The organism is Saccharibacillus sp. WB 17, assembly GCF_008634075.2.
In the GTDB taxonomy this organism is placed as follows: domain Bacteria; phylum Bacillota; class Bacilli; order Paenibacillales; family Paenibacillaceae; genus Saccharibacillus; species Saccharibacillus brassicae.
The window spans coordinates 73,440-98,168 of record NZ_VPFK02000002.1; the positions used below are offsets into that span (position 1 = coordinate 73,440).

Consider the following 24,729-nt stretch of genomic DNA (forward strand, 5'->3'; position numbering starts at 1 on the left):
GGTTGGCTGCCGATTCGGCCGCCTTGTATCCGGAAACCTGCCGCTTTCCCTCCTCTTCTTTTCCTGCAAAAGAGGGTTTTGACAGCGCTCCCGTCTATTTACGCTCTTCTTCCCGAAGCGTTTCATCCAAAAGATCCTTAAGATCCGTCAGCCCGTAACCGACCGACTTGGCGGTATCGAGCAGTTCGCGCACCGCTTCGACCACGATCCGTTTGCGATACGCTTCCCGGTCTTCCGTGTCCACCTTGGCCACGAACGTCCCGGTGCCCTGCCGGGTACGAAGCAGCCCTTCGTTCTCCAGATCCTGATAGACGCGGCGAATCGTGATCACGCTGCATTTCAGATCGGCCGAAAACTCGCGGATCGACGGCAGCAGCGTCCCTTCGGCGATCTGTCCGGTGACGATCAGCGAACGCAGCTGCGTCTCGATCTGGTGATACAGCGGCTCGGCGCTGCTCTCGTTAATTTGCACGGGTATCCGCATAACTTCACTCCTTTGTGTCCCGCCGGGCGTTTAAGCCAAATCCCGACGCGGTACCCCTCGCTTGATGAATCCGTATGCCGCGCAGACGCCCGCTGCCCCAAGTGCGAGCAGGACCCACATCGCCGGCGAAGCCGCGCCCCGCTCCGCGCTCATGCTTATACTCGATGCCACGACGTGTACCCCCGACAAATGCAGCGCCAGCGCCGTCAGCATGAGCACGGCCATCAGAATCAGGCTGTTCCAGAAGTAGGCCCGGCCCCGGAGCAGAAATTCCATCGCGATGTACAGGCTGTTAAGCAGCAGTCCAAATCCGGTCCAGGTCAGGGCGAACACGACGTAAGCGCCCAGATCGAGCTGTTCGCGCAGCCCGGCAGCCGACAGATACATGATCGTGAACAGCAGGATGCCGTTGAACAGCGTCGCCAGCAGCAGCTGCGCGATTCTGGCCCACACCAGCGCCTCGACCCCGATCGGCAGCGACCGGTAGTAAGCGAGCGTATTCGTGTACGAATCTTCGGCGATGTATTTGGCAATCCTTCTGGAAAAATAATAGCCGATCATCGAAGCGATAATCCAAAACATCATGTTCGCCAAAAAGGATAAGCCCGGTTGTTCCCGCAGCTGTCCCATCATCAAACCGCCGAAAAAGCCCATGTAGACGATAAACAGCAGCGATCCGAGCAAATAATACCGGTCAATCTTGAATTCCCGGCCGAGAATGAGCCAGACTTGACGCCAGATTCCGCCCATTTTGTTCCTCCGTTCTGTGTCGACGAACCGTCCGGGCAAAATGCCGGACATCCGTCTCTGTGTGCTTCTGTATATATTGTTAAGCACACTGTACCCGAATTTGGGCGTCCCGTCAAGAAAACCCGGGCAAACATTCTCTTTTTTTGTCAAAAAAACCGTCCTCCCGGCATGGAGCCGCAAAGGACGGTCGAAATGTTCGATGAACGGTAATGCCGATACGATCGGATTACCGGCTTGCGGATTTTCGGACGGCGTGCTGCAAAGCCAACCCGAAAATCCCGCTGCGGCGCAAACCGCACAAAACGTTACTCAGGAAGCGGACGAGTTGAGCTTGCCCATCTCGTGTTCGACTACCAGCGTCAATTCTTCCTCGTACCCGCCCATGATGTGATACTTCCGAACATATTCCTTGACGAACTTCTTCGGATCGCTCGGGCGAAAAATACGAGTCATTTCCCGCAGACTTTCCTTGACTTCGTTATGACCTTTGGTCGCCATCATAATTCCCTCCCGGAACGTTTTTCGTTATCGAGAATGTCAAAAAAATCTGCTGCCGACAGACGCCCCTTGAGGTGATCGCCTTGTCCGCCGCGCTCCGTTGTCTTGCAAAAAGACAAACGCGCGCCGCCTTTCAAAAAAACATCTACCTGTTGTGTTACATACCCGACGAAATGCTGACTGAATCACTTCCGGTTTGCCCTTCCTTCTCTCTCTTTGGCCGGATGCGACTCTCCTCCAAACGAAAAACGAAGACTGATAAACAGATTGTAAGCAGATGCTTACTTACAAGTATAACATTTTTCGACGAAATGGGGTAAGAATCGCCCGGCTGCCCAAAAAATAACGGCATGCGTGGCCGGCCCGAATTCCGCCTTATTATGTAGACGCGATCGACGCGGAAAAGTTGCTGGTTCGTCCGCGCGCCCCGACCTTCCGTTTCATTCGCTCCCCGCGCCGAATCTTGGTATGATAAGCCTATCACGCAAAAACCAGGGAGGAACCCATGCAACCGCAGGAACCCAACGTCCTGATCCTGTACGCCAGCTATGGCGACGGGCATTATCAGGCCACGAAAGCGCTAGAGAAAAGCTTGCACGACCGGGGCATTCGCAAAGTCAAAATGCTGGATCTGATGGCCGAAGCCCACCCGAGGCTCAACGATCTCACCCGGTTCGTCTACATCCAGAGCTACCGTACCCTTCCCGGCCTGTACGGCCTCGTATACAATATGACCAAAGACATGAAGTCGGACAAACCGTTCGCGCATATCCTGCATGCGTTCGGCACCCGGCGTCTGGAAGAATATCTGAAAAAAGAACGTCCTGGCCTCGTCATCCACACGTTCCCGCAGATGGTCATGCCTAAGCTGCGCCGCAAGATCGGACTCGATATTCCGATCGTCAACGTCGTCACCGACTTCGACCTGCACGGCCGCTGGCTGCACCCCGACGTGGACCGCTTCTACGTCGCCACCGAAGAGATGCGCCGCGAAGCCGCCCGGATCGGCATCGACCCGAACCGTATCACGGTGAGCGGCATTCCGATCAAGGAAGGGTTCGGGGCGGTGGAGGAAGTGGGGAGCGACTCGGCGCGCGGCGGATTCGCCGCGGAGCCAGGCAGCCAGCCGGCGGAAAGCGGCCCGGATGCCGCTGCCGCGGCAAAGCCGTTCTCTTACGCCGCGGCGCGCGCGCTGCGGGCCGGCGAGCCGCCGGTTTCGGGCGTCCGGCTCGATCCGGCGCGCAAGACCGTGCTGCTCATGGCCGGCGCCTACGGCGTCATGCTCGGCCTGCGCCGCGTCTGCGACCTGCTGCTGGAGCAGGGCGACATCCAGGTCGTCGTCGTATGCGGACGCAACGAAGAGATGCGCGCCGGTCTCGCGCAGCAGTACGCGAACGTCGATCGCATTCAGGTGCTCGGCTTTACCGACCGCGTCGCGTCGCTTATGCGCATGAGCGACGGCATCGTCACCAAGCCCGGCGGCATCACGCTCGCCGAGTCGCTCGCCTGCCGGCTCCCGATCTTCCTGTTCCGGCCCGTGCCGGGACAGGAACGGGGCAACGCCGTGTACCTCGCCGAACAGGGCGCCGCGTTCATCTCCCGCAGCGCCGACGAACTGGCCCGTCAGATCGCCGACCTGCTCGGCGATCCGCGGAAGCTGACCGCCGCCCGCGAACGATCCGCCGCGCTCGGCAACGCAAACGCCGCCGGCGAGATCGCCGACGATCTGATCGCGCGCTATCTGAGCGTCCGATCGGCCGAGATTCCCGGCTGATCGGGCGGCGGCCAATCGATTTTCCCAAACGTCTCTGCGGACGTCCAAATGACCGGGCTTTCCGGTTATTTCGCTAACTGCCGGCATTGCTTTAAGTAACTGTATTCTCCGGTTATCCCGCTTTTTATTGATCCCGTTTCGAATAACTGCCTATATCCAACTAGTCCGTATGCTCTCGGGGGCAGCTCCAAAATAACTGCGTCACGCCACTTATTTTCCACATAAGTGGCCTTTTTTTCGGGAAACAGGCAAATTAAATGGATCTGGGCAGTTATTGCGCCAAAAAGACCAAATTCACGCGAAATAGATGGATCTGCGCAGCTATTTTGCTTGACCGCTCCTTTTCTGGCTCCTCTTCTCGTTCATGCGTCTATTCACCCGTTCACCCGTTTATCCCTCCACCTGCCCACTCTTCCCTCTTCCACCTTCCGTAAACAGACCCCACTCCCGTCCCCACGGACTGAAAATACCAAAAAAACGTCAAACCGAAGGCAAAAAAGCCTCCCCCTTTTTTGTTAAGGGAAAGGCTTTTGTTAGAATCCGCTCCGCTCACACGAGCTTATACACCCGGCCCTCGTAAGGGCGCAGAGTCAGGTCGTAGACGTCTTCGTCTTCGAGTGGCTCATAGTTGGCGATCAGCAGCTCGGGCTTCAGGGCGCGCAGGTCTTCCGGCCATTCGAACGAAGGCGTGCCGCTGAAAAAGTTCAGGATGACGAGCAGCTTCTCGTCTTCCCACGTGCGCACGAAAGCGTAGATTTCCTCGTGCAGCGGCAGCAGCAGTTTGTAGTCGCCGTAGACGAGCACCTCGTGCTTCTTGCGCAGGGCGATCAATTTGCGGTAATGATGGAAAATCGAATCCGGGTCTTTGCGCGCGGCTTCGACGTTGATCTTGGCGTAATTCGGGTTGACGCCCATCCACGGCTCGCCGTCCGTGAAGCCGGCATGTTCGCCGTAAGTCCACTGCATCGGCGTGCGGGCGTTGTCCCGGCTTTTTTTCCAGATGCGCTCCATGATCTCGCGTTCTTCCATGTCTTTTTGCTTGCACTGCTTGTAATAGTTCAGCGTCTCGACGTCGCGATACTGCTCGATCGTATCGAACTGCACGTTGGTCATGCCGATCTCTTCGCCCTGATAGATGTACGGCGTCCCTTGCAGCGTATGCAGGAACGTCGCCAGCAGTTTGGCCGAACGCACGCGGTAGTCTTTGTCGTTGCCGAATCTCGACACCTGGCGCGGCTGGTCGTGGTTGCTCATATAGTTGGCGTTCCAGCCTCTTTTGTGCAGAACGGTCTGCCAGCGGCTCATGATCTTCTTGAGGTCGATCAGCGTCCACGGCTTGATGTCCCATTTGCCCGTTCCGCCGGACTTGGCATCCAGGAACATGTGCTCGAACTGGAAGATCATGTCCAGCTCGTTGCGGCCTTCGCCGACGTAATCGAGTGCCTGCTCGGGACCGAGACCGGACACTTCGCCCACGTTCATGATGTCGTAAAAATCGAGGACGTCTTCGTTCAGCGTGCGCAGGAAATAATGCACTTTGTCGAGGTTGGAGAAAAAGTGGTACGCCTGCACGACCGGAAGGTTCTGCGGGTTGTCCGCGTCGGGCAGCCCTTCGGCCTTGACGATATGCGAGATGGCGTCGAAACGGAAGCCGTCCACGCCTTTTTCCAGCCACCACTTCACCATGTCGTGCAGCTCGCGGACCACTTCGGGATTTTCCCAGTTCAGGTCCGGCTGTTCTTTGGCGTACAGGTGCATGTAATATTCCTGCGTGCGTTCGTCGAATTCCCAGACCGATCCGCTGAAATACGATTCCCAGTTGTTCGGGTAACCGCCGTTTTCCTTCGGTTCGCGCCAGATATAGTAATCACGTTTGGGGTTGTCTTTGGAAGCCGATGCTTCGATAAACCATTCATGCAGATGCGAGCTGTGGTTAAGCACGAGGTCCATGATGATGCGAATGCTGCGGGCGTGCGCTTTCTGAAGCAGTTCGTCAAAATCGTCCATCGTGCCGTACTTGGGATCGATGCCGTAATAGTCGCTGATGTCGTACCCGTTATCGTAATCCGGCGACGTGTAGATCGGGCAGATCCAGATAGCGTCCACGCCCAGCTCCTGCAAATAATCCAACTTTTCGATGATGCCGCGCAGATCGCCTTTGCCGTCGCCCGTCGTGTCTTTGAAACTGATCGGATAAATTTGGTAAATGACGCTTTCTTTCCACCATTTCTTGTTCATTAAGTCACCCCGAAGCGAATAGTAGTGTAATCCCTTGTCAACGCTAAAGGTAAGGTTACGCCCCCTTCAAACGCACCTAAAGCGTGTGCGCTTGAAGGGAACGTAAACCTCGGATTAAGAGCTGACAAGGTAGTAATCCGTACGTTTTTTGTTGGTTGTCTACCTCTATTGTAACCCAATTCGGGACAGGCTCTTTCAAATTTATAGAAAGCAGGCAAAAAAAGACCGGGCATCCCGCTTGTGCGGCGGGAGCCGGTCTTTGGTTAGGAAGTGTTTTGCTGTGAAGGGTTTTGCTGAGATCAGCCGATCCGGCCGACGCCCGTTTGGGACGAAGCCGTGTCCGCGGAAGCGGCCGGCGCCGTTTCGCCGCCGAATACGTCGTCGTCGCCGGTAATTTTGAGATGCGCGTTTTTCTCGCCCAGGCCGTTGAACAGCAGGTTCATGAGAATGGCGGTGAAGCTGCCGGCGATGATGCCGTTGTCCACCAGAATGCGCAGCTGTTCCGGGAGACCCGCGAACAGGCCCGGCACGGTCGAGACGCCGAGTCCCATCCCGACGGAGCAGGCGATGATGAACAGGTTCTCGTGGCGGGACAGGTCGACCTGGTCGCCCAGCACGCGCACGCCCGACGACAGCACGAGGCCGAACAGCGCGACCATCGCGCCGCCGAGCACCGAAGACGGAATCAGCTGCGCCGTCGCCGCGATCTTCGGAATAAAACCGACGATGACGAGCAGGATGCCCGCCACGGCGACGACGTCGCGCGTCTTGACGCGGCTCATCTGCACGAGGCCCACGTTTTGCGAATACGTCGTGTACGGGAACGAGTTGAAGATGCCGCCCAGCATGATCGCAAGGCCTTCCGCGCGGTAGCCGCGCGCAAGTTCTTTGGAGCCGATATCGCGGCCGACGATGCGTCCCAGCACCATGAACACGCCCGTCGATTCGACGACGCTGACAATCGCGACGAGGATCATCGTGAGGATCGCGCTGACGTTAAAGACCGGCGTCGCGAAATGGAACGGCGTGATCGCGTGGAACCAGCTGGCGTTCGCCACCGGCGAGAAGTCCACTTTGCCCATAAACGTCGCGACGACCGTGCCGGCGACGAGGCCGATCAGGATCGAGATGGAACGGATAAAGCCGGTCGAGACGCGGTTCAGCAGCACGATAAAGACGAGCACGCCGAAGCCGAGCAGAATGTTCGACAGACTGCCGAAGTCTGCCGCTCCCTGTCCGCCGCCGAGGTTCGTCATCGCCGTCGGAATGAGCGTCACGCCGATGATCGTCACGACCGAACCGGTCACGATCGGCGGGAACAGGCGAATCAGTTGGCCGAACAGGCCGGAGAAGAGGAAGATGAACAAGCCCGAAGCGATAATCGCCCCGTAAATGGCCCCGATCCCCATGCCCGGCGCGTTGCCGATCATGATCATCGGCGAGACGGCCTGGAACGCGCAGCCGAGCACGACCGGAAGCTTGATGCCGAACAGCCGGTTGCCCCAGACCTGCATCAGCGTCGCGACGCCGCAGGCGAGCAGGTCGATCGCGATAAGGTACGTAAGCTGCTCCTGGGTCATGCCGATCGCGTTGCCGACGATCATCGGTACGACGATCGCGCCGGCGTACATGGCCAGCACGTGCTGCAGGCCGAGCGAGAATGTTTTCGCCGGATGGCGGTGTTTTTGGAAAATGCGGTCCGAACTCATAAAACGTAATTCCTCCCCTGATGTGCGTTTCTCTTGGTCAATGCGCATGGCTCCCGAACCCGCTTAAATTCAGTGTACCGCTTCCGTCACGAACGATACTTTGCCTTCCGAGAGCGAAGCGACGCGCACGAGCGATTCCACCCGGTAGCCCGCGTCCTTGATACGCTGCGCGCCGCTCTGGAACGATTTTTCGATCACGATGCCGATGCCCGCCACCTGCGCTCCGGCCTGTTCCACGATCTTCGCCAATCCCAGCGCCGCTTCGCCGTGAGCGAGGAAATCGTCAATGATCAGAACTTTGTCGTTGGGAAAAAGGAACTTTTTGGAGACGGTGACGTCGTTGCTCTGCTGCTTGGTGAACGAGTATACTTTTTCCACATAAATGTCTTCCCGCAGCGTCAGCGACTTCTGCTTGCGCGCGAAAATCATCGGCACTTCGAACTCCAGCGCGGCCATGATCGCCGGCGCGATGCCGGACGATTCGATCGTCAGCACTTTCGTGATGCCTTCCCCTTCGAACAGCCGTGCGAATTCGCGTCCGACTTCCTTCATCAGGACCGGGTCCATCTGGTGATTCAGGAACGAATCCACCTTCAGTACCTGATCGCTCAATACGATGCCTTCGTTCAACACTTTATCCTGCAAAAGTTTCATAAGTAGTTCCCCCCGGATGTCTGTTTTCAAAAGCGGAAATGCAAAAAAGCCCGCCTCTCTTCCGTCGCGGAAGAAAAGCGGACTGTGGAGTCAACGACTGCAAAGCTTCGCCTTGAAGCGATTCCCGGGTGCGTACGACAGCAGCGCACGGCGCCTTATGCGGCGGGGTCTGCGAAGCAGACACGGCCGTGGCGCCGCGGCGCGGACGCGCAGACGATCGGAGCGCTTCGGCGGAAAGCCGGCTCGTGCAGGCCGCGAATCGCGGGTGCGCAGCAGGGCCTCCGGGCCGGAAGCGGGTGGATCGTCGCAGCAGGCAGCGCCGGGAAACCGGGGCGTTGAGAGCCCCGGGCAGTCGTTTTCCGTAGTCCGATCGTTCCGGCGACCGGGTAGAGACATGCGGGCCTATTCCCGCACCTATACGAAAAATGAAATAATGTTTGAAGTATACTCCGAATCTGCCGGAATGAAAAGTGAAATTTACATGAAAAGTGAGTTTTCCAAACGGCAATCTGATGTACAATGGTAAAAACCGTTTAATGCCAGCGCGAAATCCAGTTCTGCTTTTTCGTCATCTGTGCGCGCGAAGCCGACATTTCATTCAATGGGAGGAAAAGTATGGGAATCATCAAAGAGTTCAAAGAATTCGCCATGCGCGGCAGCGTCATCGATCTCGCGGTCGGCGTCATCATCGGGGCGGCGTTCGGCAAGATCGTCACCTCGCTGGTCAACGACATCATCATGCCTCCGATCGGCAAACTGCTCGGCGGAGTCGATTTTGCCGACCTGTTCTACAATCTCGATCCCGATATCGTCATGGCCGACGGCTCTCCGATCCGGACGCTGGCCCAGGCGCAGCAGGCCGGCGCCGCGGTCGTCGCCTACGGGCAGTTCATCAACAACGTGATCGACTTCCTCATCGTCGCCTTCTGCATTTTCCTGCTCGTCAAAGGCATCAATATGCTGAAGCGCAAAGAACACGACAAGCCGGCGCCGGAGAAAACGACCCGCGCCTGCCCGCACTGCCTGAGCGAAATATCGGCCAAAGCCAGCCGCTGCCCGCACTGCACGTCGGAACTTGCTCCGGCTCAGGCGGGGGTGTAAGGGCTGGGAGTGTTGGTGCGCGCATGTAGATGCGGCAATATACATATACGTGCGCATAGAAATGCGAATTGAGGCAAGACAGGAAAGCCCCGGCCAACGCTTTTGGGAGCAGGCGGGGCTTTTTTGGGCGCGGAATTTGATCGCGCGAAGGCGTGGTGAAGGCGTGATCCGCCGGGTTCGGCCGGCGGACGAATGTGTGGGGAAACCGGACGAACGTATGCTGTGGCGGAGAACGCCGGAACCCAGCTTTCCGGCAGGAATAACGCGCGAAAATTCGCCACCGACTGCACGCCATTCCTGGCTCCGACTGCAGACTGCCGATTCTCGGTTCCCGGTTCCTGATTCACGTAAAAGCAGCTTTTCCCGCCCGCACGGCCGCGCTAACGAACCCTAGTCACGCTATTTGCGCTCCAGAACGCTTTTACGAATTTTAACGAATCGTCATCACGCTATTCGCCTAAAAACGGCCTTAATCGTCCTAATTGCGTCCAATAAGGATATGAGGATTCGTTAGATTATTCAAAACGCGAAATAGCAGCAAATAGGGATATGAGGGTTCGTTACGTTTCGAATCCGGGCCTCCAAGCTGCAAAATTCGAACACCGTGGGAGCTGGAGATTCAAGGAGTGCGAAGATGGGAGATTCGTCGAGTGCGGTGGCGGCGGATTGGAGCCGTGCGGCGGAAGCGACTGGCGGGGAAGGGCTTGGGAATGCAGAGTTTGGGCGGCGGGCCTTGGACTGCGAAGTGGGACGACGGACTTTGACTTCAGACTTCAACTACCGAATAGGCAAAGAAACCCCGCCCTCCATTGGGAGAGCGGGATTTATCGGCATTCCGGCAAGCCTGGATTCCGGACTGCGGGATTTGTACTTGGGAATTCAGGTTTGGGATTTCTGGCGGCAGGCTGCAAGAATCTGAGATTGTGCTCTATCATGCAGAGATATTGGGATATTGGGATATTGCGATAATTCGCGACCCCGCTTAAATCGGTCGATTGCGGTTGGGCAGCAGGTTCGCGACGATCGCGTTCAGCTCGCGGTATTCGCTGCCTTTGTCTTCGCCCAGGTCGAGTTCGCGGATGCGCAGCCATTGGTAGGGCGACGACGGGTCGATCGGTTTGAAGATCCGCTGTTCGGCATCGTCGAGGCGCACTTTGTATCCCATGCGCGCGAACATTTTGACGAACTTTTCTTCTTGGGGACGCTCGCCTTTTTCGATCAGGATCAGTCCTCTAAGCTGTTTGAGTTCTTCGTGCTGCATCACTTCGAAGTGTACGATACATTCCATGATTCTTCACCCTTTCGTATAAACTTGAGTCGGAAACTTTGCTCTATTTTTCACATCCATACCTTTTATACGGTTTGCCGTGCGAAACGTTGCAGGAATCGCCAAATTCGCCGCCAAAACACGTATCCCCTGCCCGGAAGGCAGAGGATAGGCTGAAGCATACCGAACGAGCAGGGCGAACCAGACGTGATGACCGAAAGCCGGGCTCAAGCGCTTGAGAACCAAGCTTGACAACCAAATCCCAGCCTCAACCGTCCTAGACCCAGACGCGACGACCGAAGCCCAGCCTCAACCGTCCTAGACCTAGACGCGACGACCGAAACTAGAGCTTCAACCGCCCTAGAACAAGGCTTAACGCTCCACCCTCACACCTGTTCCGAAGCGCAGTGCGGGCACCACTTGGACCCTTTGGGCAGGCCGCTGCCGCAAACCTGGCAGCGTACGACTTCGCCGACCGGGCGGCGGCCGATGATCGGTTCCACGCGCTCGTCGGACCCTTCTTCGACGGGTTCCTGTCCGCCGCGGTTCCACGACGCGATCAGGCGATCCAGCTCGTCCTGGCGCTCTTTCTCGCGTTCGACCCGCTCCCGCTGCCGGCGTTCGGCTTCCGGATCGTGCGCAGGCACAGGTGCCAATACCGGTTCTTCTTCGTAGACCGGCTTCGCTTCGGGCGCTTCGGCGGGCATCTGCCGTTCGCGCTCTTCCTTCATCTTGCGCCGCTCGCGGCTGCGAATCTCCCGCAGCTCGCGCCGCTGGCGTTCTTCCCGCTCTTCGGCGGTCTCTTCGCCGGAACGGGCCGACCGCTCGCGCGAAGGCGAATACTCGATCTCTTCCCGATCGTCGTCTTCGAACGCAGCCGGAGCCGCCGGGCTGCGCCCTTCGTCTTCCTCGCGGCCCAGTTCGAATCGCTTCGTCTCGAACAACTCGTCTTCGGCGTCTTCCGGCGCCGCGACCGCCGGCGCCGGCGGCGGAACGAATGCGTCGCGCCGGGCCGGAGCCGCCGCCGCGTACACTTCTTCCGCCTCGTCTTCGACGTAAGCCCGTTCGCGGTCGTCGTACATGCCGCGACCGTCGCGGCCCGAAGCCGGCGGCTCATCCGCCCCGGAGTCGTAAGCGGCCGCCTCGTAAGCTTCCGAACCGGATCGTTCGTCCGCGTACCCGATGTCTTCGACGGACACGTCACTCTCCGCAAGAGGAGCCGGATCGTTCACGAGATCGTGCACCTGCTCCGCTTCCACCCGGTTCCCCGCGGGCGGCGCTTCTTTGCGCAGTTCAACCGCTGCCGCCGGCTCGGCCGGCTTGTCTTCCGCCGCTTCTTCGGCTTCCGGTTCAACCGGACGTCCGCAGTGCGGACAGACGACCGTCCCGGCCACGAGGCGCGTTCCGCACTCGCACAGCTTCTCGTTGCGCAGATCCGCGATCCGGCCGCGCAGTTCGGCGATCTCTTCGGTCAGCAGGTCGCAGGCGGTGCACAGCTCCATGATCTCGTCCTCGGCCGGCGACGTGTCGCGTTTGCTGTAGCTTTCGTAGAATACCTGTCCCATACGCTGGTAATGCACTTCGATCTCTCGCTGAATATCCGAAATGTGACTGTTCAATCTGCCGATCTCGACCGCGCTCTGGGCGCGTTCGGAAGCCCGTCCGGCGCCGTCCTTGATCCGCTGCAAAAAGTTCAAGCTCGTCTCCTCCTCTATCCGATCGGCGCGGCTTTTCACGACCGGAAAAGCCGGCGCCGCACTCTCGTCCCTTTATTCTACACGATTTGCCCCGGCATGCGAAAATGTCCGATCGCGCGGAGGTCCGTGCCCGCCCGAACGAAGGATTCGCGCCCCCGTCATTGCGGTTACAAGATAAGACGGAAAGGCGCATGGACATTCCCGCCCCAAAGTCGTAAAATCAAGCATTGGGCGCTTGGGCGTCCTCTGCCGCAGAGCAGTTTCCTATGCTTGTCAGTTTACAATAGATGCGCCGATCCCACAATCGAAGCTCATAATCAGGAGAAGATCATTTTGAATACGACCACACCGTTTACGATCGCGCCGGAAGACTCCGAGCGCGAAGCCCTAAAAAGAGCGGCCTGTCCGGAGGAAGACGACGTTCTTTTCCCCGCAGGCGCTTGGGTACGTCCTCCCGACTTGTACCGGCTGGCGCTGGAAGAACTGGAAGCCGAGATCGAAGCGATCCGCCGGGAATGGAAAAGCGACGAAGGCTTCAGTCCGATCGAACATATCAAGACGCGGGTCAAAGAACCGGACAGTATTCTCGGCAAGCTGTCGCGCCTCGGGCTCGAACCGTCCGCGGACCATGCGGCCGACTTCATCTACGATATCGCCGGCATGCGGATCGTGTTCCCGTTCGTGACCGATATTTATCTGCTGCTCGAACGTATCGGACGTCATCACGGCCTGCGCATTTTGCAAATCAAGGACTATATCATGAATCCGAAAAGCAACGGGTACCGCAGTCTGCACGTGCTGCTGTCCGTTCCGGTCATTTTTGAGGAACGGCTCTGCCGGGTGCGCGTCGAAGTCCAAATGCGGACGCTCGCGATGGACTTTTGGGCCAGTCTGGAACATATTTTGCTGTACAAATACGACCGCCGCGTGCCGGACCATCTGGAGCGCGAACTGTCTTCGGCGGCCGGCGCGGCCGGCGAGCTGGATCGCAAGATGCTGACTCTGCGCAGCGAAGTGATGTCCCTCAGCGAGGAAGACCTGTTGGAAGGGGCCGACCTGGAGGAAGTGAGCCGCAGCTACGCACAGCATCCGAATGCAGGGTCCTCCCCCACACCCGCCCCCGTACGCAGCGAACGCGAGCGCAGGCAGGGAAGCGTTTCCAAAAATGCTTTTGACTAAAAAAGAGCGACCAAACGCCGCCTCCGCGCAGCAAAAAGAACCTTCCGTTCCGCCAAAAGCGGGCTGAAGGTTCTTTTTGCTGCCGTGATGCGCGGAACAGGCGGGCTGCAGGATGCCGCAGGACATACCGACGCCGGCATGCCCCGGGTTCCAGGGATTCCGCCCGCTACTTCTGCGCGTTCAGGTTGGCTTCGTCCAAATATTCTTCAAGCGTCAAGCCGCTCGCGTGCACCGCTTCGGCCAGTTCCTGACCGACGTAGCGCACATGCCACGGCTCGTACGAATAGCCGGTGATGTCTTCTTTGCCTTCGAGGTAATGCACGATGAAGCCGTAGTCCTGCGCGTGCTCCGCCACCCAGCGTCCTTCTTCGGTCTCGCCGAAAGCCTGCTCCAGCTCGTTCTGCACGCTGAGCGCGGACACGTCCATCGCCAGGCCGGTCTGATGCTCGCTCGTTCCCGGCTGGGCGCTGAATTTCGCCGTTTCGGCTTCGCCGCGCTGGGCCACGTTGTTGTCGTAAATGGACTTCTGCCGCTTGTAGGAGCGGTAGCCGGATACGGCGTACAGATCGATTCCGGCTTCTTTCGCTCCGGCGAACAGCTTTTCGAGCGCGCCGGCGGCTTCTTTGCGCATATGACTTTTCTCTATCGTGCCGCCAAAAGAAAATTCGACGTTCGGCACGACCAGATCGGCCGGCTCGTAACCGTCGGGCAGATAGCGCTTTTTGTTGACGACGACGTGCATCGAATCCGGATTGGTTACGAACGCTTTGCCGTCCTTTTGCTCGACCGTCGCCTGAAGGGAATCCTTCGCGAACGGACTCGGAGGGTTGGCTGTGCCTTCCTCCCCGCCTTTGCCTGGCTTTTGGACCGGCGGCTTCGGTTCGACCGATGCGCCGGCCGCGCCGCAGGCGCTCAACAGTCCTGCCGTCAGCGCCGTGCCGAGCACGAGCGCCGCCCATTTCGATGCCGCGTATTTTCGCATACTTCTTCCTCCCTGATGCCGTGCTTTGATCCGCCTGCTGCTGCCCGCCTTGCGTAAACGCCTCGTGTGCGGACGAAGTTCGGGGCATCGGCCCACAAAGGACCGTGCCCCGCCTCTTCCCCCTAAGTCAAACTGGCAGGCCGGACAAGGCCTGCCTTCAACGCGCCAACCGGGCGTGCATCGCCTTGCGCAGCTCGGCCAGCGCCGCCGCTGCCGGAGCGGCGTCCGGCAGCAGCGAGAAATCGCACGGCGCCAGCTCAAGCGGCGCCGCGCCTTTTCTCGCCGGCTTCGGCTCGTCCGGCAGCCGGCCGTGCTCATGCAGCAGCCCGTTCTCCGCCGCGGCGGCGATCCATTCGGCGATCTCCCGGCCGCCGCCTTCGGGCGCGGCGCGCGGCCCCGCCTTGCTGGCGTCGTCTTCGCCCGCGTCTTCCCAGCCAGCGCTCCAGGCGGCCAGCGCCTCGTCGGCCAGCTCGCCGGGATCGACGCCGGCCAGCACGAGGCCGAATGCCGGACGTGTCCGGGCCGCCCGGGCCGCCGCGTCAAGGGCGACCCACACTTCCGGACCGCCGCCCGCTTCCGCGGCAGCCAGTTCCCATACGGCCGTGCCGGCGCCGAGCGGAAGCTCGGCAGGCACGGACGGAACGCCTGCCGTCCCCGCCGCTTCGATCCGGCTCTCCAGCGGTTCGCCGGTCGGAGGCGCTTCGCTCGCGCGGTCTTCCTGTTCCGGCCAGGCCGTCGCCAGCTCGCCCGCTTCCTCGATCAGGCGATGCAGGCCAAGCGCCGAACGGGCGGCCAGACGCCGCCAGTCCGAACGCTGCTTCGGCGAAACGGTCCGCAGCGGAATTTCGATCCGCCGCGATTCCCTGCCTCCGTCCGGTCGTGCTTCCTCGACGACGGCGGCCAGCAGGCCCGGCTTCGCTTCCAATTGTACTACGTACAGGTCGTTCATCTCCAGATCACCCCTCTTCGCCGTACGCGCTTGCGGCCGGATAGCCGCTTTGCGCTCCGGACGCCTTACCCGCGTCTACTCGATCCGCTCTCCCTGCAGGGACACGAGCGTACGCAGTTCTTCGTTGGACATCTCCGTCAACCAGCGTTCGCCGGTTCCGGTCACGCGTTCGGCCAACGTCTTCTTGTTCTCGATCATCTCGTCGATCCGCTCTTCCAGCGTTCCCTGGCAGATCAGCTTGTGCACTTGAACGCCGCGCTGCTGCCCGATACGGAAGACGCGGTCGGTCGCCTGGTTCTCGACAGCCGGGTTCCACCAACGGTCGAAGTGGACGACGTGGTTGGCCCGCGTCAGGTTGAGGCCGAGGCCGCCCGCTTTGAGCGACAGGATAAACGCGCTCGCGCCTTCGCCTTCCTGGAACGTGCGGATCATGCGGTCGCGTTCTTCCTTCTTGACCGCACCGTGCAGAAACATCGGTTCCTCGCCGTAACGCCGGTTCAATTCTTCGGCCAGCAGCTTGCCCATCCGCACGTACTGCGTAAAGATGAGCACCGATTCGCCGTTGTCGCGAATGAGGTCGAGCAGCTCGACGAGCTGCATGAGCTTGCCGGACTTGTCCGCTTTGAACGCGCCGGTGCCGTGGTCCTTGACGAGCGCGGGATGGTCGCAGATCTGCTTGAGGCGCGTGAGCGCCGACAGGACGATACCCTGCCGGACGGTCCGGCTGCTGGCTTCGCGGCTCTCGACGCGCTGCATAAGCTCGCCGACGACCGATTGGTACAGCCCGGCCTGTTCGACCGTCAGCTCGCAGTACGATTTGAGCTCGATCTTCTCCGGCAGATCCTTGCGGATGTCCGGATCGCTCTTGAGACGGCGCAGCATGAACGGCGCGACCATCGTGCGCAGTTTGTCGCTCTCTTCCGGCACCTGCGGCGCGTTGGCGCCGAAGCGGCGCCGGAACGAAGCCGCCGAACCGAGATACCCCGGATTCATGAATTGGAAAATCGACCACAGCTCGGCCAGGCGGTTCTCGACCGGCGTTCCGGTCACCGCGATCCGGTGCGGCGAATTCAGCTTCATGACGTTCTGGGCCTGCTTCGTCCCGTAGTTTTTGATCGACTGGGCTTCGTCGAGCACGACGGACGCCCAGACGATGCCGCGGAATTCGTCCACGTCCCGCCCGATCAGCGGATACGTGGTCAGAATGATGTCGTGCTCGCCGGCGCACTTGGCAAACGCTTCGCCTTTGAGCCGCTGCGTGCCGTGATGCATGTGCAGCGTGAACTTGGGCGCGAAGCGCTGCACTTCCCGCTGCCAGTTGCCGAGCAGCGAAGTCGGACAGACGATCAGCTTCGGCCCGGGCATCGGATGGTCGAGCAGGCAGGCGATCACCTGCACCGTCTTGCCGAGGCCCATATCGTCGGCCAGGCAGGCGCCGAAGCCCATCTCGCGCATGGACGAGAGCCAGCGGTAGCCGCGCTCCTGGTACGGACGCAGCGTACCGTTCAGCTCTTCCGGCACGCCGCGCTCCACCGAAGCGCGTCCGCCGCCGCGAAGCAGGTCGTACAGCATGCCGTACGTCTCGATCCCCGAGACGCCGACGCCGTTCCAGACCGAATCTTCTTCGGACGCGGACAGCTTGAGCAGCTCGCCGAACGTCATCTCGTGCACCGTCTGCTTCTTGAGCAGGCGCAGCACCTGGCGCACTTCCTTCACGTCGACCTCGACCCACTCGCCGTTCAAGAAGACGAGCGGAACGCCGTCTTCGGCGATTCGCCGCAGTTCTTCAAGGCCGAGCGTCGTATCGCCGATCGTTGCTTCCAGATCGAATTCCACCAGCTGCTTGATGCCGAGCGCCGCTTCGCCTTCTCCGCTCCGGCTCGGTTCGAGCCGGGCTTTGAGCTTCACGCCCGCGGCGCGGCGGCCGCGCTTCGTGAAGCGCGAAGGCATCTCGATGCGCACGCCGCCCGCCCGCAGCGCGGGTACGCCGGCGATCAGGAAATCGAACATGTCCTGCGCGCCGAGCCAGGCTTCTTCGGGATGGGGCTGCCGGAGCGCTTCCTCAAGCTGCGGCGCCTGCTGCGCGGCGCCGATCAGCAGCCGGAGCAGCTGGCGCTTGGGCTCCGCGTAGCTTCGCCCGCGCAGCACCAGTTCTTCGTCGGTCAGCCTCCAAATGTCCGAAGCCGGCAGCGAAGACCCGGCTTCGAGTTCGTCCTCTGCGCGAAACGCAAGGCGCCAGCGGTCTTCCCCGCCGCCGTCCAGATCGGACACGCGCGGCTCCAGCCGCAGGCCGAGCCTCAGCTTGGCGCTCGAAGCTTCGCCCTCGTCGGGGCTCTCCGGCACCGAGCCGCCGAGCGCGGCGATCTGCCGCTCCAGCTCCTCGACGTCTTCCGAGCCGCCCTGCACTTTGGTCTCGCGCTGCGGGTCGAGCAGGCTGTTCCACCACAGCGAAGCGAGCGGCGAGTAACCGCGCCGGTAAGGAAGCTTCATCTGCGGCAGCGCGCTGCGCATCCCGCCGAGCAGCACCCGCATCTGTCCGTCGATCAGCGCGGACAGGAACGAGTGCAGCACGAGTTCCTTCGCCCGGCCAAGCGGCGGGGATTCTTCCTCGGTGCCCGCCGCGCCGGGCGCCGTCAGCCCTACCGGCGGCATCGCCGCGGCCAGCGCCGCGAAGCGCTCCAGGTCTTCCGGCCGCTCCAGCAGCGGCTTCCACGTCCCGGTAAAGGTCAGCTCGGACGCCCTGCGCGCGCTGACCCTTGCCGCGGGATCGGCGCCCGGCGCAAAGCAGCCGGCCGCCATCAGGTCGCGCGCGAAGCCTACCGCCGCGCTCCAATATCGCATCTCCGCGCCGGGCGCGAAGCCCTGCGCGGCAAATTTCTTCTCGTCGAAATCCGACAGCAGCGTAAACGCCGCCGCGGCCGGCAGGGCCAGTCCTTCCAGCGTCCTGCCGCCGAAGCCGCGTCCGCGGCCCCGGCGCGAAGACGCGCCCGGCCAGCGGAGCTCGGCCAGGCGCAGTGCCGCCTGACGGAGCGGTTTGTCGCCGCCGATATCCAGTTTTCTCGCCTGCCGGGTCCAGGCGTCCACCTTCGGCTCCGACGTTTCGCCGGAGAAGCAGAAGAAGACGTCTCCCAGCCATATGCCATAAAGCGGTTGATTCATGTTTGTCCCCCGTCTTTGTCCGCTTTTTTTAAATTTAAAAATGAACAAGCCAAAATTGCCCTTCTCCCCATTCTAAACGATATTCGCCAATTTTTCGACTGATTCTGCAACGTGCGTGCGGATTCCCTGCCGATTTCGCGGTCCAACCCGCCGGATCGGAGCGCCGCGGCGGCCTCGCGGGGAGACTTCGAATCCGGCTCGGATCGGGGCGAAGACGCTGCCGACAGCCTGCTCCCGAACCTTTTTCGCGAGACTGCATCCGCCGCCCGGCTGCCGCCCGACCGTTGCGGAACGCCGCGGCGGATCGCGCATTCCGGCCATTCGGTACGGCAGGTCGGCACGGCGGGCCGGAAAGCCCGGCACACGGGCAGCCGATTAACGGACGCGCGCTTCTGCGGTATAATGGACGTTCCTGCGCGGCGGTTCCGGCCCGGAAGCTATGGTCGAGCAGAGATCCCGATCCCCGCAGCCGAAAATAGGGACGAAAAGTCAACAAAAGTGCTCGGCATGCGTCCCTTTTGGCCGCAAAGTTGACTTCCGGTCACCATTTCCGCTTCCTTCGGCCCGCAATCGGCGCAATTCCGCGAAAATGCTGACTTGATGTGCGTATTTGTGAAAAAAGAGCGCTCAAAACCGTGAAATCCGCACGAAAAGTCAGCTTTTTTCCGTTCGGGCCGTTCAGGCCGGGATGTTGCTTTTTCCGGTACGCAGGGTACGAGCAGAGCCGATTTCACTGACTGCATCTGACTGCGTGGCGGGCTTTTCCGACAACACTCTCCCTGCACGTTGGGACGATTTGAATGATTTGAATGATTTGAATGATTTGAATGATTNTTCGAAGACGAACTCCCGTCTATCGCGGCGCCGAGCAACCGTTCCCTGCTCAACGAAGCGGTGGAGACGTACAAAATCCCGCTGGAGACGCTGGAAAAGCTGACCGGAATCGGCCGCAGCGATCTGGAAGCCTATGCAAGCGGAGACAGCGACCTGGACCATCTGGAAGCCGGGCACCGTTCGTCCGCGCTTGGCCTGATCGCTTTTCTCGGCATGGGCATCAATACGCCGGCCATTCTCCCCGAAGACCGGCTGCGCGTCATCATGAACGGGTTGACGGAACAATTCGGCCTCACGCCCGAGACGCTTGCGCTGCACAGCGGCGTCGAACCGTCGGACGCCGAGCGCTTTCTGGCCGGACGCCGGGTCGCCGCCGAGAAGCGGTTCAAACTGTCCGTCGGCGTACTGTTCCTGTATTTCCTGATCTACCGCAGGAACGATCTATAGACGAGGTCTTTTTGCGAAAAATGTTGCCCGCCCAACCGCTCTTTTAGTCAAAAAACCGTCAGCATCAGCCAAAAAAAGCGCGCCAAAAAGGCCGGACGCCCTTGCATGCGCCCGGCCTTTTTCGAATGTTTGCACGGGACCGGCGGTGTCCGATTGTCCGCGCCCGAGTTGTCCGCGCCCAAGTTGTCCGCGCCCAAGCATGCGGAAACGCGGAACGGAAGCGGGCCGGACCTTCCGCCCTTCCCCCGCTTCAATCCCCCGCCCGGTCGAACTTCCCCCGGCTGTCGGCCAGTTCGGCTACCCAGTCGTCGAACGACGCGAAGCCGGGAGCCGCGCGTCCGGCTGCCGGCAGCCGCCGGAAATCGAACACGCCGTACCGCTGTTCGCGTTCGCTCGCCGGCCGGAACGCGCCGAACGCGCCGGAGCCGGGCATCGCCACGGCCGGCAGCAGCGCCGGGTAGGGATTCTCTCCCCGCCCGTCGAACAGCGTCCGCGAGAAGTGTTCGATCTCGCCTGGCCCGAGCACTTGAACGCCGTCGCCAAGCGGTCCGGCGAACAGCTCGACCGCGCCAACCCCGATCAGGAACCGCCTGTATTCGGGCGGCAGCTCTATTCCGGACGCCTGTTCGAACTCGTCCAACCCCTGCCCCGTGAACGTACGCCGCCTGAGAAAGCGGCACGATTCGCCGTTGTCCAGCTCGATAAATTGTCCTTCGCTTGCCCGAATCCAGCTATTGATCCGGTCGTAAGCTTCGATGATTTTCCACATGACCGCCCGACCTCCGCTTCCTTGCGTTTATCTCCCTGCCGCCCGGTGAACAGGCCGAAGGGCATGCTGCCTGTACCTAGCCGCGCAGCTTGAACACCGCGCCCTGGCTCGTATCCTGCACCTGAAGCATCAGACCTCCGGTCTGCGCGTCGACGTACCAGCCTTCGCGGCCGTGCTCCGCGTCTTCCGCCGTGATCTCGCCCAGTCCTTCGACGGACGACGGCTTGAACGCCGTGCAGACGAGCGCGAAGCGCAGCAGATTGCGATTGGCGGCATAGCCTCTGCGCTCGTAGCGATAGCTCAGTTCGAGGCCGCCGGCTTCGCCGCGCAGTTCGAACTCGATCAGCGACGAGACGCCGCTCGCGTAATCGAAGCTCGATCCGTCGTCTTCGTACAGGCTGTACGACGCTTTGAAGCCTTCTTCCGCCGAAGCGCCGTAGACGCGCAGCGTCAGCGTCTCGTCCGTCCGGTCATCCGCGTAGAGCTTAGGTTCGCCTTCCGCGATAACGGCGCCGGCTTTGACGTACAGCGGCATGACGCTCAGCGGCGCATGGGCCAGAATATGGCGCCCGCCCGCAAGCTTCTCGCCGGTCCAGTAATCGAACCAGTCGCCTTCCGGCAAATAGACGGCGCGGTGTTCGGTGTCCGGCCGGTAGATCGGCGCAGCCAGCACGTCGCTGCCGACGAGGAACTGGTCGCACAGATTGGTCACGTGCGGATCGTTCTGGTATTCGAGCAGCAGCGGGCGCATCGGCGGCAGTCCCGTCTCGGACGCCTCATGGAACAGATTGTACAGATGCGGCATCCAGCGGTAGCGCAGCCCGATATATTCGCGCAAAATGCCTTCGATCTCCGGACCGAACGACCACGGCTCCTGCCGCAGCGTCCCGATCGACGAATGGTTGCGGCAGTAAGGGAACAGCACGCCCATCTGCGTCCAGCGCACGAGCAGTTCGGCCGACGCGTGATGCGCGAAGCCCCCGATATCCGGTCCCGCAAAGGCCAGGCCGGACAAGCCCATATTGAGCACCATCGGCATGGCCAGCGCCATATGTTCCCAGAAGCTGCGGTTGTCGCCTGTCCACACCGCCGCGTACCGTTGGATACCCGAGTAGCCGGCCCGCGTCAGCACGAACGGACGCTGGCCGTCCATATTTCTTTTCAACCCTTCGTACGTCGCTTTGGACATGAGCAGCCCGTACAGATTGTGCAGCTCCTCATGCGTCTTGGGATTGCCGTTGTTGCCGTGCATGACGTCGAGGTCCATCGTTTTGGACGCATTGAAGACGGCCGGCTCGTTCATGTCGTTCCAGATACCGGGAATGCCGAGGTCCGTGTAATACTTGTGCAGGTTGCCCCACCATTCCGACGCCGTATCGTTCGTGAAGTCGGCGAACGCGCTCGTCCCCGGCCACACGTCCCCGAAGAAAATATCGCCTTCGAGTTTGCGGCTGAAATGGCCCTGTTCGACGCCTTCGCGGTACACGGAATACTTGGGGTCTTTTTTGACGCCGGGATCGACGATCGGCACGATGCGGATGCCCAACTGCTTCAGTTCGGCCATCATCGCTTCGGGATCGGGAAAACGGACCGGATCGAACGTGAACACGCGGTATTCGTCCATGTAGTGGATGTCGAGGTAGATGACGTCGCACGGAATTTCTTTTTCCCGGAACGTTCGCGCCAGATGCAGCACTTCGTTCTGGTCCATGTAGCTGTAGCGCGACTGGTGGTAGCCGAGCGCCCATTTGGGCGGCAGTGCGATCCGGCCGGTCAGCTCGGTGTAGCCGCGTACGACGCTTTTGAGTTCGGGGCCGTACACGAAGTAGATGTCGTAGTCGCCCGTCGAACAGCCGATCGTGTAGGCGATGCCGTGCGAGCGCATATCGAAGTCGGTACGGCCGGGATTGTCGAGGAAAATACCGTACGAACATTGGCCGTGCAGATGGACGAGCAGCGGAATCGATTCGTACAGCGCTTCGATCTCCGGCATATGCGGCGCGTATACGTCGGTATTCCACATCGTGTAGCGCTCGCCGCGCTTATCGAGAAAGCTCGCTTTTTCACCCAACCCGTAAAAGTGCGAGTCGCCCGGCATGTCGTACACCGAATGAATGGCTCCGCGCGGATTCCAGCTGATGTTGTTCTGGCGGGCAATAAGCCGTTCTTCGAGATCGAACACCGACACGGCGCACGACTGCTTCTCGATCTCCAGCACCAGATGGCCGGCGCTCAGTTTCCAGACGCGTTCCGTTTCTTCGATCTCCGCTTCCAGCGGCCGGCTCTCGCGCGGCAGCACGGCGATCGTCGTGGACAGGTCCGGTTCCCGGCCCATGAACAGCTTCATGCGGAACAGGTCTTCGCCGAGGAACACGAACGCCAACGACGCGCGCTCTCCGCGACAGACGTAGACGCCGTTCATATGGTCCAGCGCCAGGGCTTTGCCAATCGTGCCCCACGCTTCCTGAATAATCATCGGTCCCACGCGGTCGGGGTGTATCGCTTCACTCGTATCCATCTTTTGCGTCAGCTCCTTGTGTGACCGCCTCTCCACCCGGCAGCGGATCGAAGACGGCTTGATATCGCGGCCGCCGTCTCGGCGGGCGATGCTTGTACTCACATACTTCACCTGAATTGCCCTGTCTGAACAGGCGGGTGACCCTTTTCGCGCACCGATACGGGCAAACGTTTGCATAAATTCGTAAAATACGGTCAAAACGCTTGCTTCTGTCCCGATTATGGCATCCCTTTCGCCGCCCCGCAATCGAAAAGTTTCGACCACGGGGGTGCGCGCCGACGAATTCGGGGTAAAAGGAATTGTAGAAGAAATGACCTGCCGGTCATTCGTTGACGAAATCCTATGTTTATACCGAAAGGAGCGACCTCTTTTGACGACGAAAAATCCGTACAAATGGCTGAACGCCGTGCTGCTCGCAGCCGTAATCGCGGTGAACGCCCTGTCGACGCTGCTGCCGCTCGCCGGCCGCGACACGCGCGAAATTTCCGACATGTTCAAAAACCTGCTGACTCCCGCGGGATTCGCTTTCTCCATCTGGTCGGTCATCTATGTGCTGCTGATCGGCTTCGCGATCTACGCGTTCGTGGCCGAACGCAAAGGCCGGGCTTCCGCCGCCGCTCCCGGGCCGTGGTTCGCGGTCAGCTGCGTGCTGAACATGGCGTGGCTGTTCTGCTGGCATTATCTGCTGATCGAACTGTCGGTCGTCGTCATGCTGCTGCTGCTGCTCAGCATCATCATGATCTATGTCCGTACCCGCCTGCATGGGGAACGTCTGGAAGTGCTGGACATCGTGTTCGTGAAGCTGCCGTTCAGTATGTACCTGGGCTGGATCAGCGTCGCGACCATCGTCAACATCTCCGCCCTGTGCACCAAATACGAATTCGGCAATGCCGGCTGGGCGATCGCCATTCTGATCGTCGCCGCGGCGCTTGCGTTCACGATCGGCTTCCGGTTCCGCGACGGCGTGTACCCGCTCGTCTTCGCCTGGGCGCTGTACGCGATCTCGGTCGAGCAGTCGGACACCGTTCGCTCCGTCGAACTGACCGCTCTCGTGATCTCGATCGTGCTCGTGCTGTTCGCGGTCTGGATGTTTATCCGCTCGATCCGGGACCGGGACTGAAGCATCCACCTTTTACCGTATGCTGTGCCTGTTAGCGAAAAAAAGCAAAAAAAGCCGACTGCATCCCGCAGTCGGCTTTTCTTGTATTCGGGTCGGCCGGCAAACATCCGGCCGGGCAAGCGGCCGATTATTCGGCCAGCGCGATCACTTCGATCTCCACCAGCGCGTCCTTCGGCAGGCGCGCGACTTCGATCGTGCTGCGCGCCGGGTAAGGCTCGCTGAAGAACGTGCCGTAGACGGCGTTCGCCGCGGCGAAATCGTTCATGTCCTTGAGGAACATCGTCGCTTTGACGACGCGGTCAAGACCGCTGCCCGCCGCTTCCAGCAGCGCTTTGACGTTCTCCAGCGACTGCTTGGCCTGCGCTTCGACGCCGTCCGGGAATTCGCCGGTCTGCGGATGCACGCCGAGCTGACCGGAAGCGAAGATGAACGGTCCGGCCGCTACGGCCTGCGAGTAAGGTCCGATTGCGCCGGGCGCTTTATCGGTGACGATCGTTTTTTTGCTGTGCGACATGTAATCCCATCCTTTTCGGTATAAGTATACAGTCAGTTTAAGCGTTAAAGCGTCATTGGGCAACCCATCCGTCAAGGGCGGACACT

Annotated in this window: 19 protein-coding genes and 1 riboswitch; of the genes, 5 read left to right on the top strand and 14 right to left on the bottom strand. The window is 60.5% G+C overall.

From position 1 onward, the window contains the following. Positions 1–94 precede the first annotated feature (94 nt). The 3 genes from FTE24_RS00355 to FTE24_RS00365 all read right to left on the bottom strand — a co-directional run bounded on the left by FTE24_RS00355 (position 95) and on the right by FTE24_RS00365 (position 1,732). Complete coding sequence (locus FTE24_RS00355; protein ID WP_150234786.1) at positions 95–484, bottom strand: GntR family transcriptional regulator; 390 nt, start codon at positions 482–484, stop codon at positions 95–97. A gap of 30 nt (positions 485–514) precedes the next feature. Next, a complete protein-coding gene (locus FTE24_RS00360; RefSeq protein WP_150234783.1) occupies positions 515–1,234 on the bottom strand; it encodes a hypothetical protein in 720 nt (239 codons plus the stop codon). Positions 1,235–1,543: 309 nt separating this feature from the next. Further along, positions 1,544–1,732 carry a hypothetical protein gene (locus tag FTE24_RS00365; protein WP_087798774.1) on the bottom strand — a complete coding sequence of 63 codons (189 nt, stop codon included), beginning with the start codon at positions 1,730–1,732 and terminating at the stop codon, positions 1,544–1,546. Between the two features lie 505 nt (positions 1,733–2,237). Here FTE24_RS00365 and FTE24_RS00370 point away from each other — a divergent pair. Continuing rightward, on the top strand, positions 2,238–3,506 hold the full coding sequence (locus FTE24_RS00370; RefSeq protein ID WP_150234781.1) for an MGDG synthase family glycosyltransferase: 1,269 nt from the start codon (positions 2,238–2,240) through the stop codon (positions 3,504–3,506). Positions 3,507–4,055: 549 nt separating this feature from the next. Here FTE24_RS00370 and FTE24_RS00375 read toward each other — a convergent pair. The 3 genes from FTE24_RS00375 to FTE24_RS00385 form a co-directional block, all read right to left on the bottom strand. After that, the gene (locus tag FTE24_RS00375) at positions 4,056–5,744 is read right to left on the bottom strand and encodes a glycoside hydrolase family 13 protein (RefSeq protein WP_150234779.1); all 1,689 of its coding nucleotides are present in this window, start codon (positions 5,742–5,744) and stop codon (positions 4,056–4,058) included. A gap of 299 nt (positions 5,745–6,043) precedes the next feature. Further along, on the bottom strand, positions 6,044–7,453 hold the full coding sequence (locus FTE24_RS00380) for a nucleobase:cation symporter-2 family protein (protein WP_150234777.1): 1,410 nt from the start codon (positions 7,451–7,453) through the stop codon (positions 6,044–6,046). 69 nt (positions 7,454–7,522) lie between these two features. Next, positions 7,523–8,107: a xanthine phosphoribosyltransferase gene (locus tag FTE24_RS00385; protein WP_141448356.1), complete on the bottom strand. Its 585-nt coding sequence runs from the start codon at positions 8,105–8,107 to the stop codon at positions 7,523–7,525. A gap of 342 nt (positions 8,108–8,449) precedes the next feature. Next, positions 8,450–8,549: riboswitch (purine riboswitch) on the bottom strand. A gap of 173 nt (positions 8,550–8,722) precedes the next feature. On the opposite strand from FTE24_RS00385, the gene mscL reads away from it, so the two are divergent. Next, a complete protein-coding gene (mscL, locus tag FTE24_RS00390) occupies positions 8,723–9,208 on the top strand; it encodes a large conductance mechanosensitive channel protein MscL (protein WP_141448355.1) in 486 nt (161 codons plus the stop codon). Positions 9,209–10,190: 982 nt separating this feature from the next. Here mscL and FTE24_RS00395 read toward each other — a convergent pair. After that, the gene (locus FTE24_RS00395) at positions 10,191–10,496 is read right to left on the bottom strand and encodes a hypothetical protein (protein ID WP_150234775.1); all 306 of its coding nucleotides are present in this window, start codon (positions 10,494–10,496) and stop codon (positions 10,191–10,193) included. Between the two features lie 365 nt (positions 10,497–10,861). Further along, positions 10,862–12,172, bottom strand: a complete 1,311-nt coding sequence (locus FTE24_RS00400; RefSeq protein ID WP_150234773.1) for a hypothetical protein — start codon at positions 12,170–12,172, stop codon at positions 10,862–10,864. 333 nt (positions 12,173–12,505) lie between these two features. On the opposite strand from FTE24_RS00400, the gene FTE24_RS00405 reads away from it, so the two are divergent. Further along, a complete protein-coding gene (locus FTE24_RS00405; protein WP_237401567.1) occupies positions 12,506–13,351 on the top strand; it encodes a GTP pyrophosphokinase in 846 nt (281 codons plus the stop codon). A gap of 166 nt (positions 13,352–13,517) precedes the next feature. Here the strand turns inward: FTE24_RS00405 and FTE24_RS00410 are convergent, their stop codons facing one another. The 3 genes from FTE24_RS00410 to FTE24_RS00420 all read right to left on the bottom strand — a co-directional run bounded on the left by FTE24_RS00410 (position 13,518) and on the right by FTE24_RS00420 (position 18,441). Further along, entirely contained in the window at positions 13,518–14,333 is an 816-nt protein-coding gene (locus FTE24_RS00410; RefSeq protein WP_150234769.1) for a M15 family metallopeptidase, read from the bottom strand. A 157-nt stretch (positions 14,334–14,490) separates the two neighbouring features. Continuing rightward, positions 14,491–15,282: a hypothetical protein gene (locus FTE24_RS00415; protein WP_150234767.1), complete on the bottom strand. Its 792-nt coding sequence runs from the start codon at positions 15,280–15,282 to the stop codon at positions 14,491–14,493. Positions 15,283–15,357: 75 nt separating this feature from the next. Next, the gene (locus tag FTE24_RS00420; RefSeq protein WP_150234765.1) at positions 15,358–18,441 is read right to left on the bottom strand and encodes a DEAD/DEAH box helicase; all 3,084 of its coding nucleotides are present in this window, start codon (positions 18,439–18,441) and stop codon (positions 15,358–15,360) included. Positions 18,442–19,320: 879 nt separating this feature from the next. On the opposite strand from FTE24_RS00420, the gene FTE24_RS00425 reads away from it, so the two are divergent. Further along, positions 19,321–19,722: an HTH domain-containing protein gene (locus FTE24_RS00425; RefSeq protein WP_337189996.1), complete on the top strand. Its 402-nt coding sequence runs from the start codon at positions 19,321–19,323 to the stop codon at positions 19,720–19,722. A 250-nt stretch (positions 19,723–19,972) separates the two neighbouring features. On the opposite strand, the gene FTE24_RS00430 is transcribed toward FTE24_RS00425, so the two are convergent. Both FTE24_RS00430 and FTE24_RS00435 read right to left on the bottom strand, forming a co-directional pair. After that, on the bottom strand, positions 19,973–20,491 hold the full coding sequence (locus tag FTE24_RS00430) for an SMI1/KNR4 family protein (protein WP_150234761.1): 519 nt from the start codon (positions 20,489–20,491) through the stop codon (positions 19,973–19,975). Positions 20,492–20,567: 76 nt separating this feature from the next. Then, on the bottom strand, positions 20,568–23,009 hold the full coding sequence (locus FTE24_RS00435; protein ID WP_150234880.1) for a glycoside hydrolase family 31 protein: 2,442 nt from the start codon (positions 23,007–23,009) through the stop codon (positions 20,568–20,570). A 370-nt stretch (positions 23,010–23,379) separates the two neighbouring features. On the opposite strand from FTE24_RS00435, the gene FTE24_RS00440 reads away from it, so the two are divergent. After that, on the top strand, positions 23,380–24,129 hold the full coding sequence (locus FTE24_RS00440; RefSeq protein WP_150234759.1) for a tryptophan-rich sensory protein: 750 nt from the start codon (positions 23,380–23,382) through the stop codon (positions 24,127–24,129). 127 nt (positions 24,130–24,256) lie between these two features. Here the strand turns inward: FTE24_RS00440 and FTE24_RS00445 are convergent, their stop codons facing one another. Next, the gene (locus tag FTE24_RS00445; RefSeq protein WP_141448344.1) at positions 24,257–24,643 is read right to left on the bottom strand and encodes a RidA family protein; all 387 of its coding nucleotides are present in this window, start codon (positions 24,641–24,643) and stop codon (positions 24,257–24,259) included. Positions 24,644–24,729 lie beyond the last annotated feature (86 nt).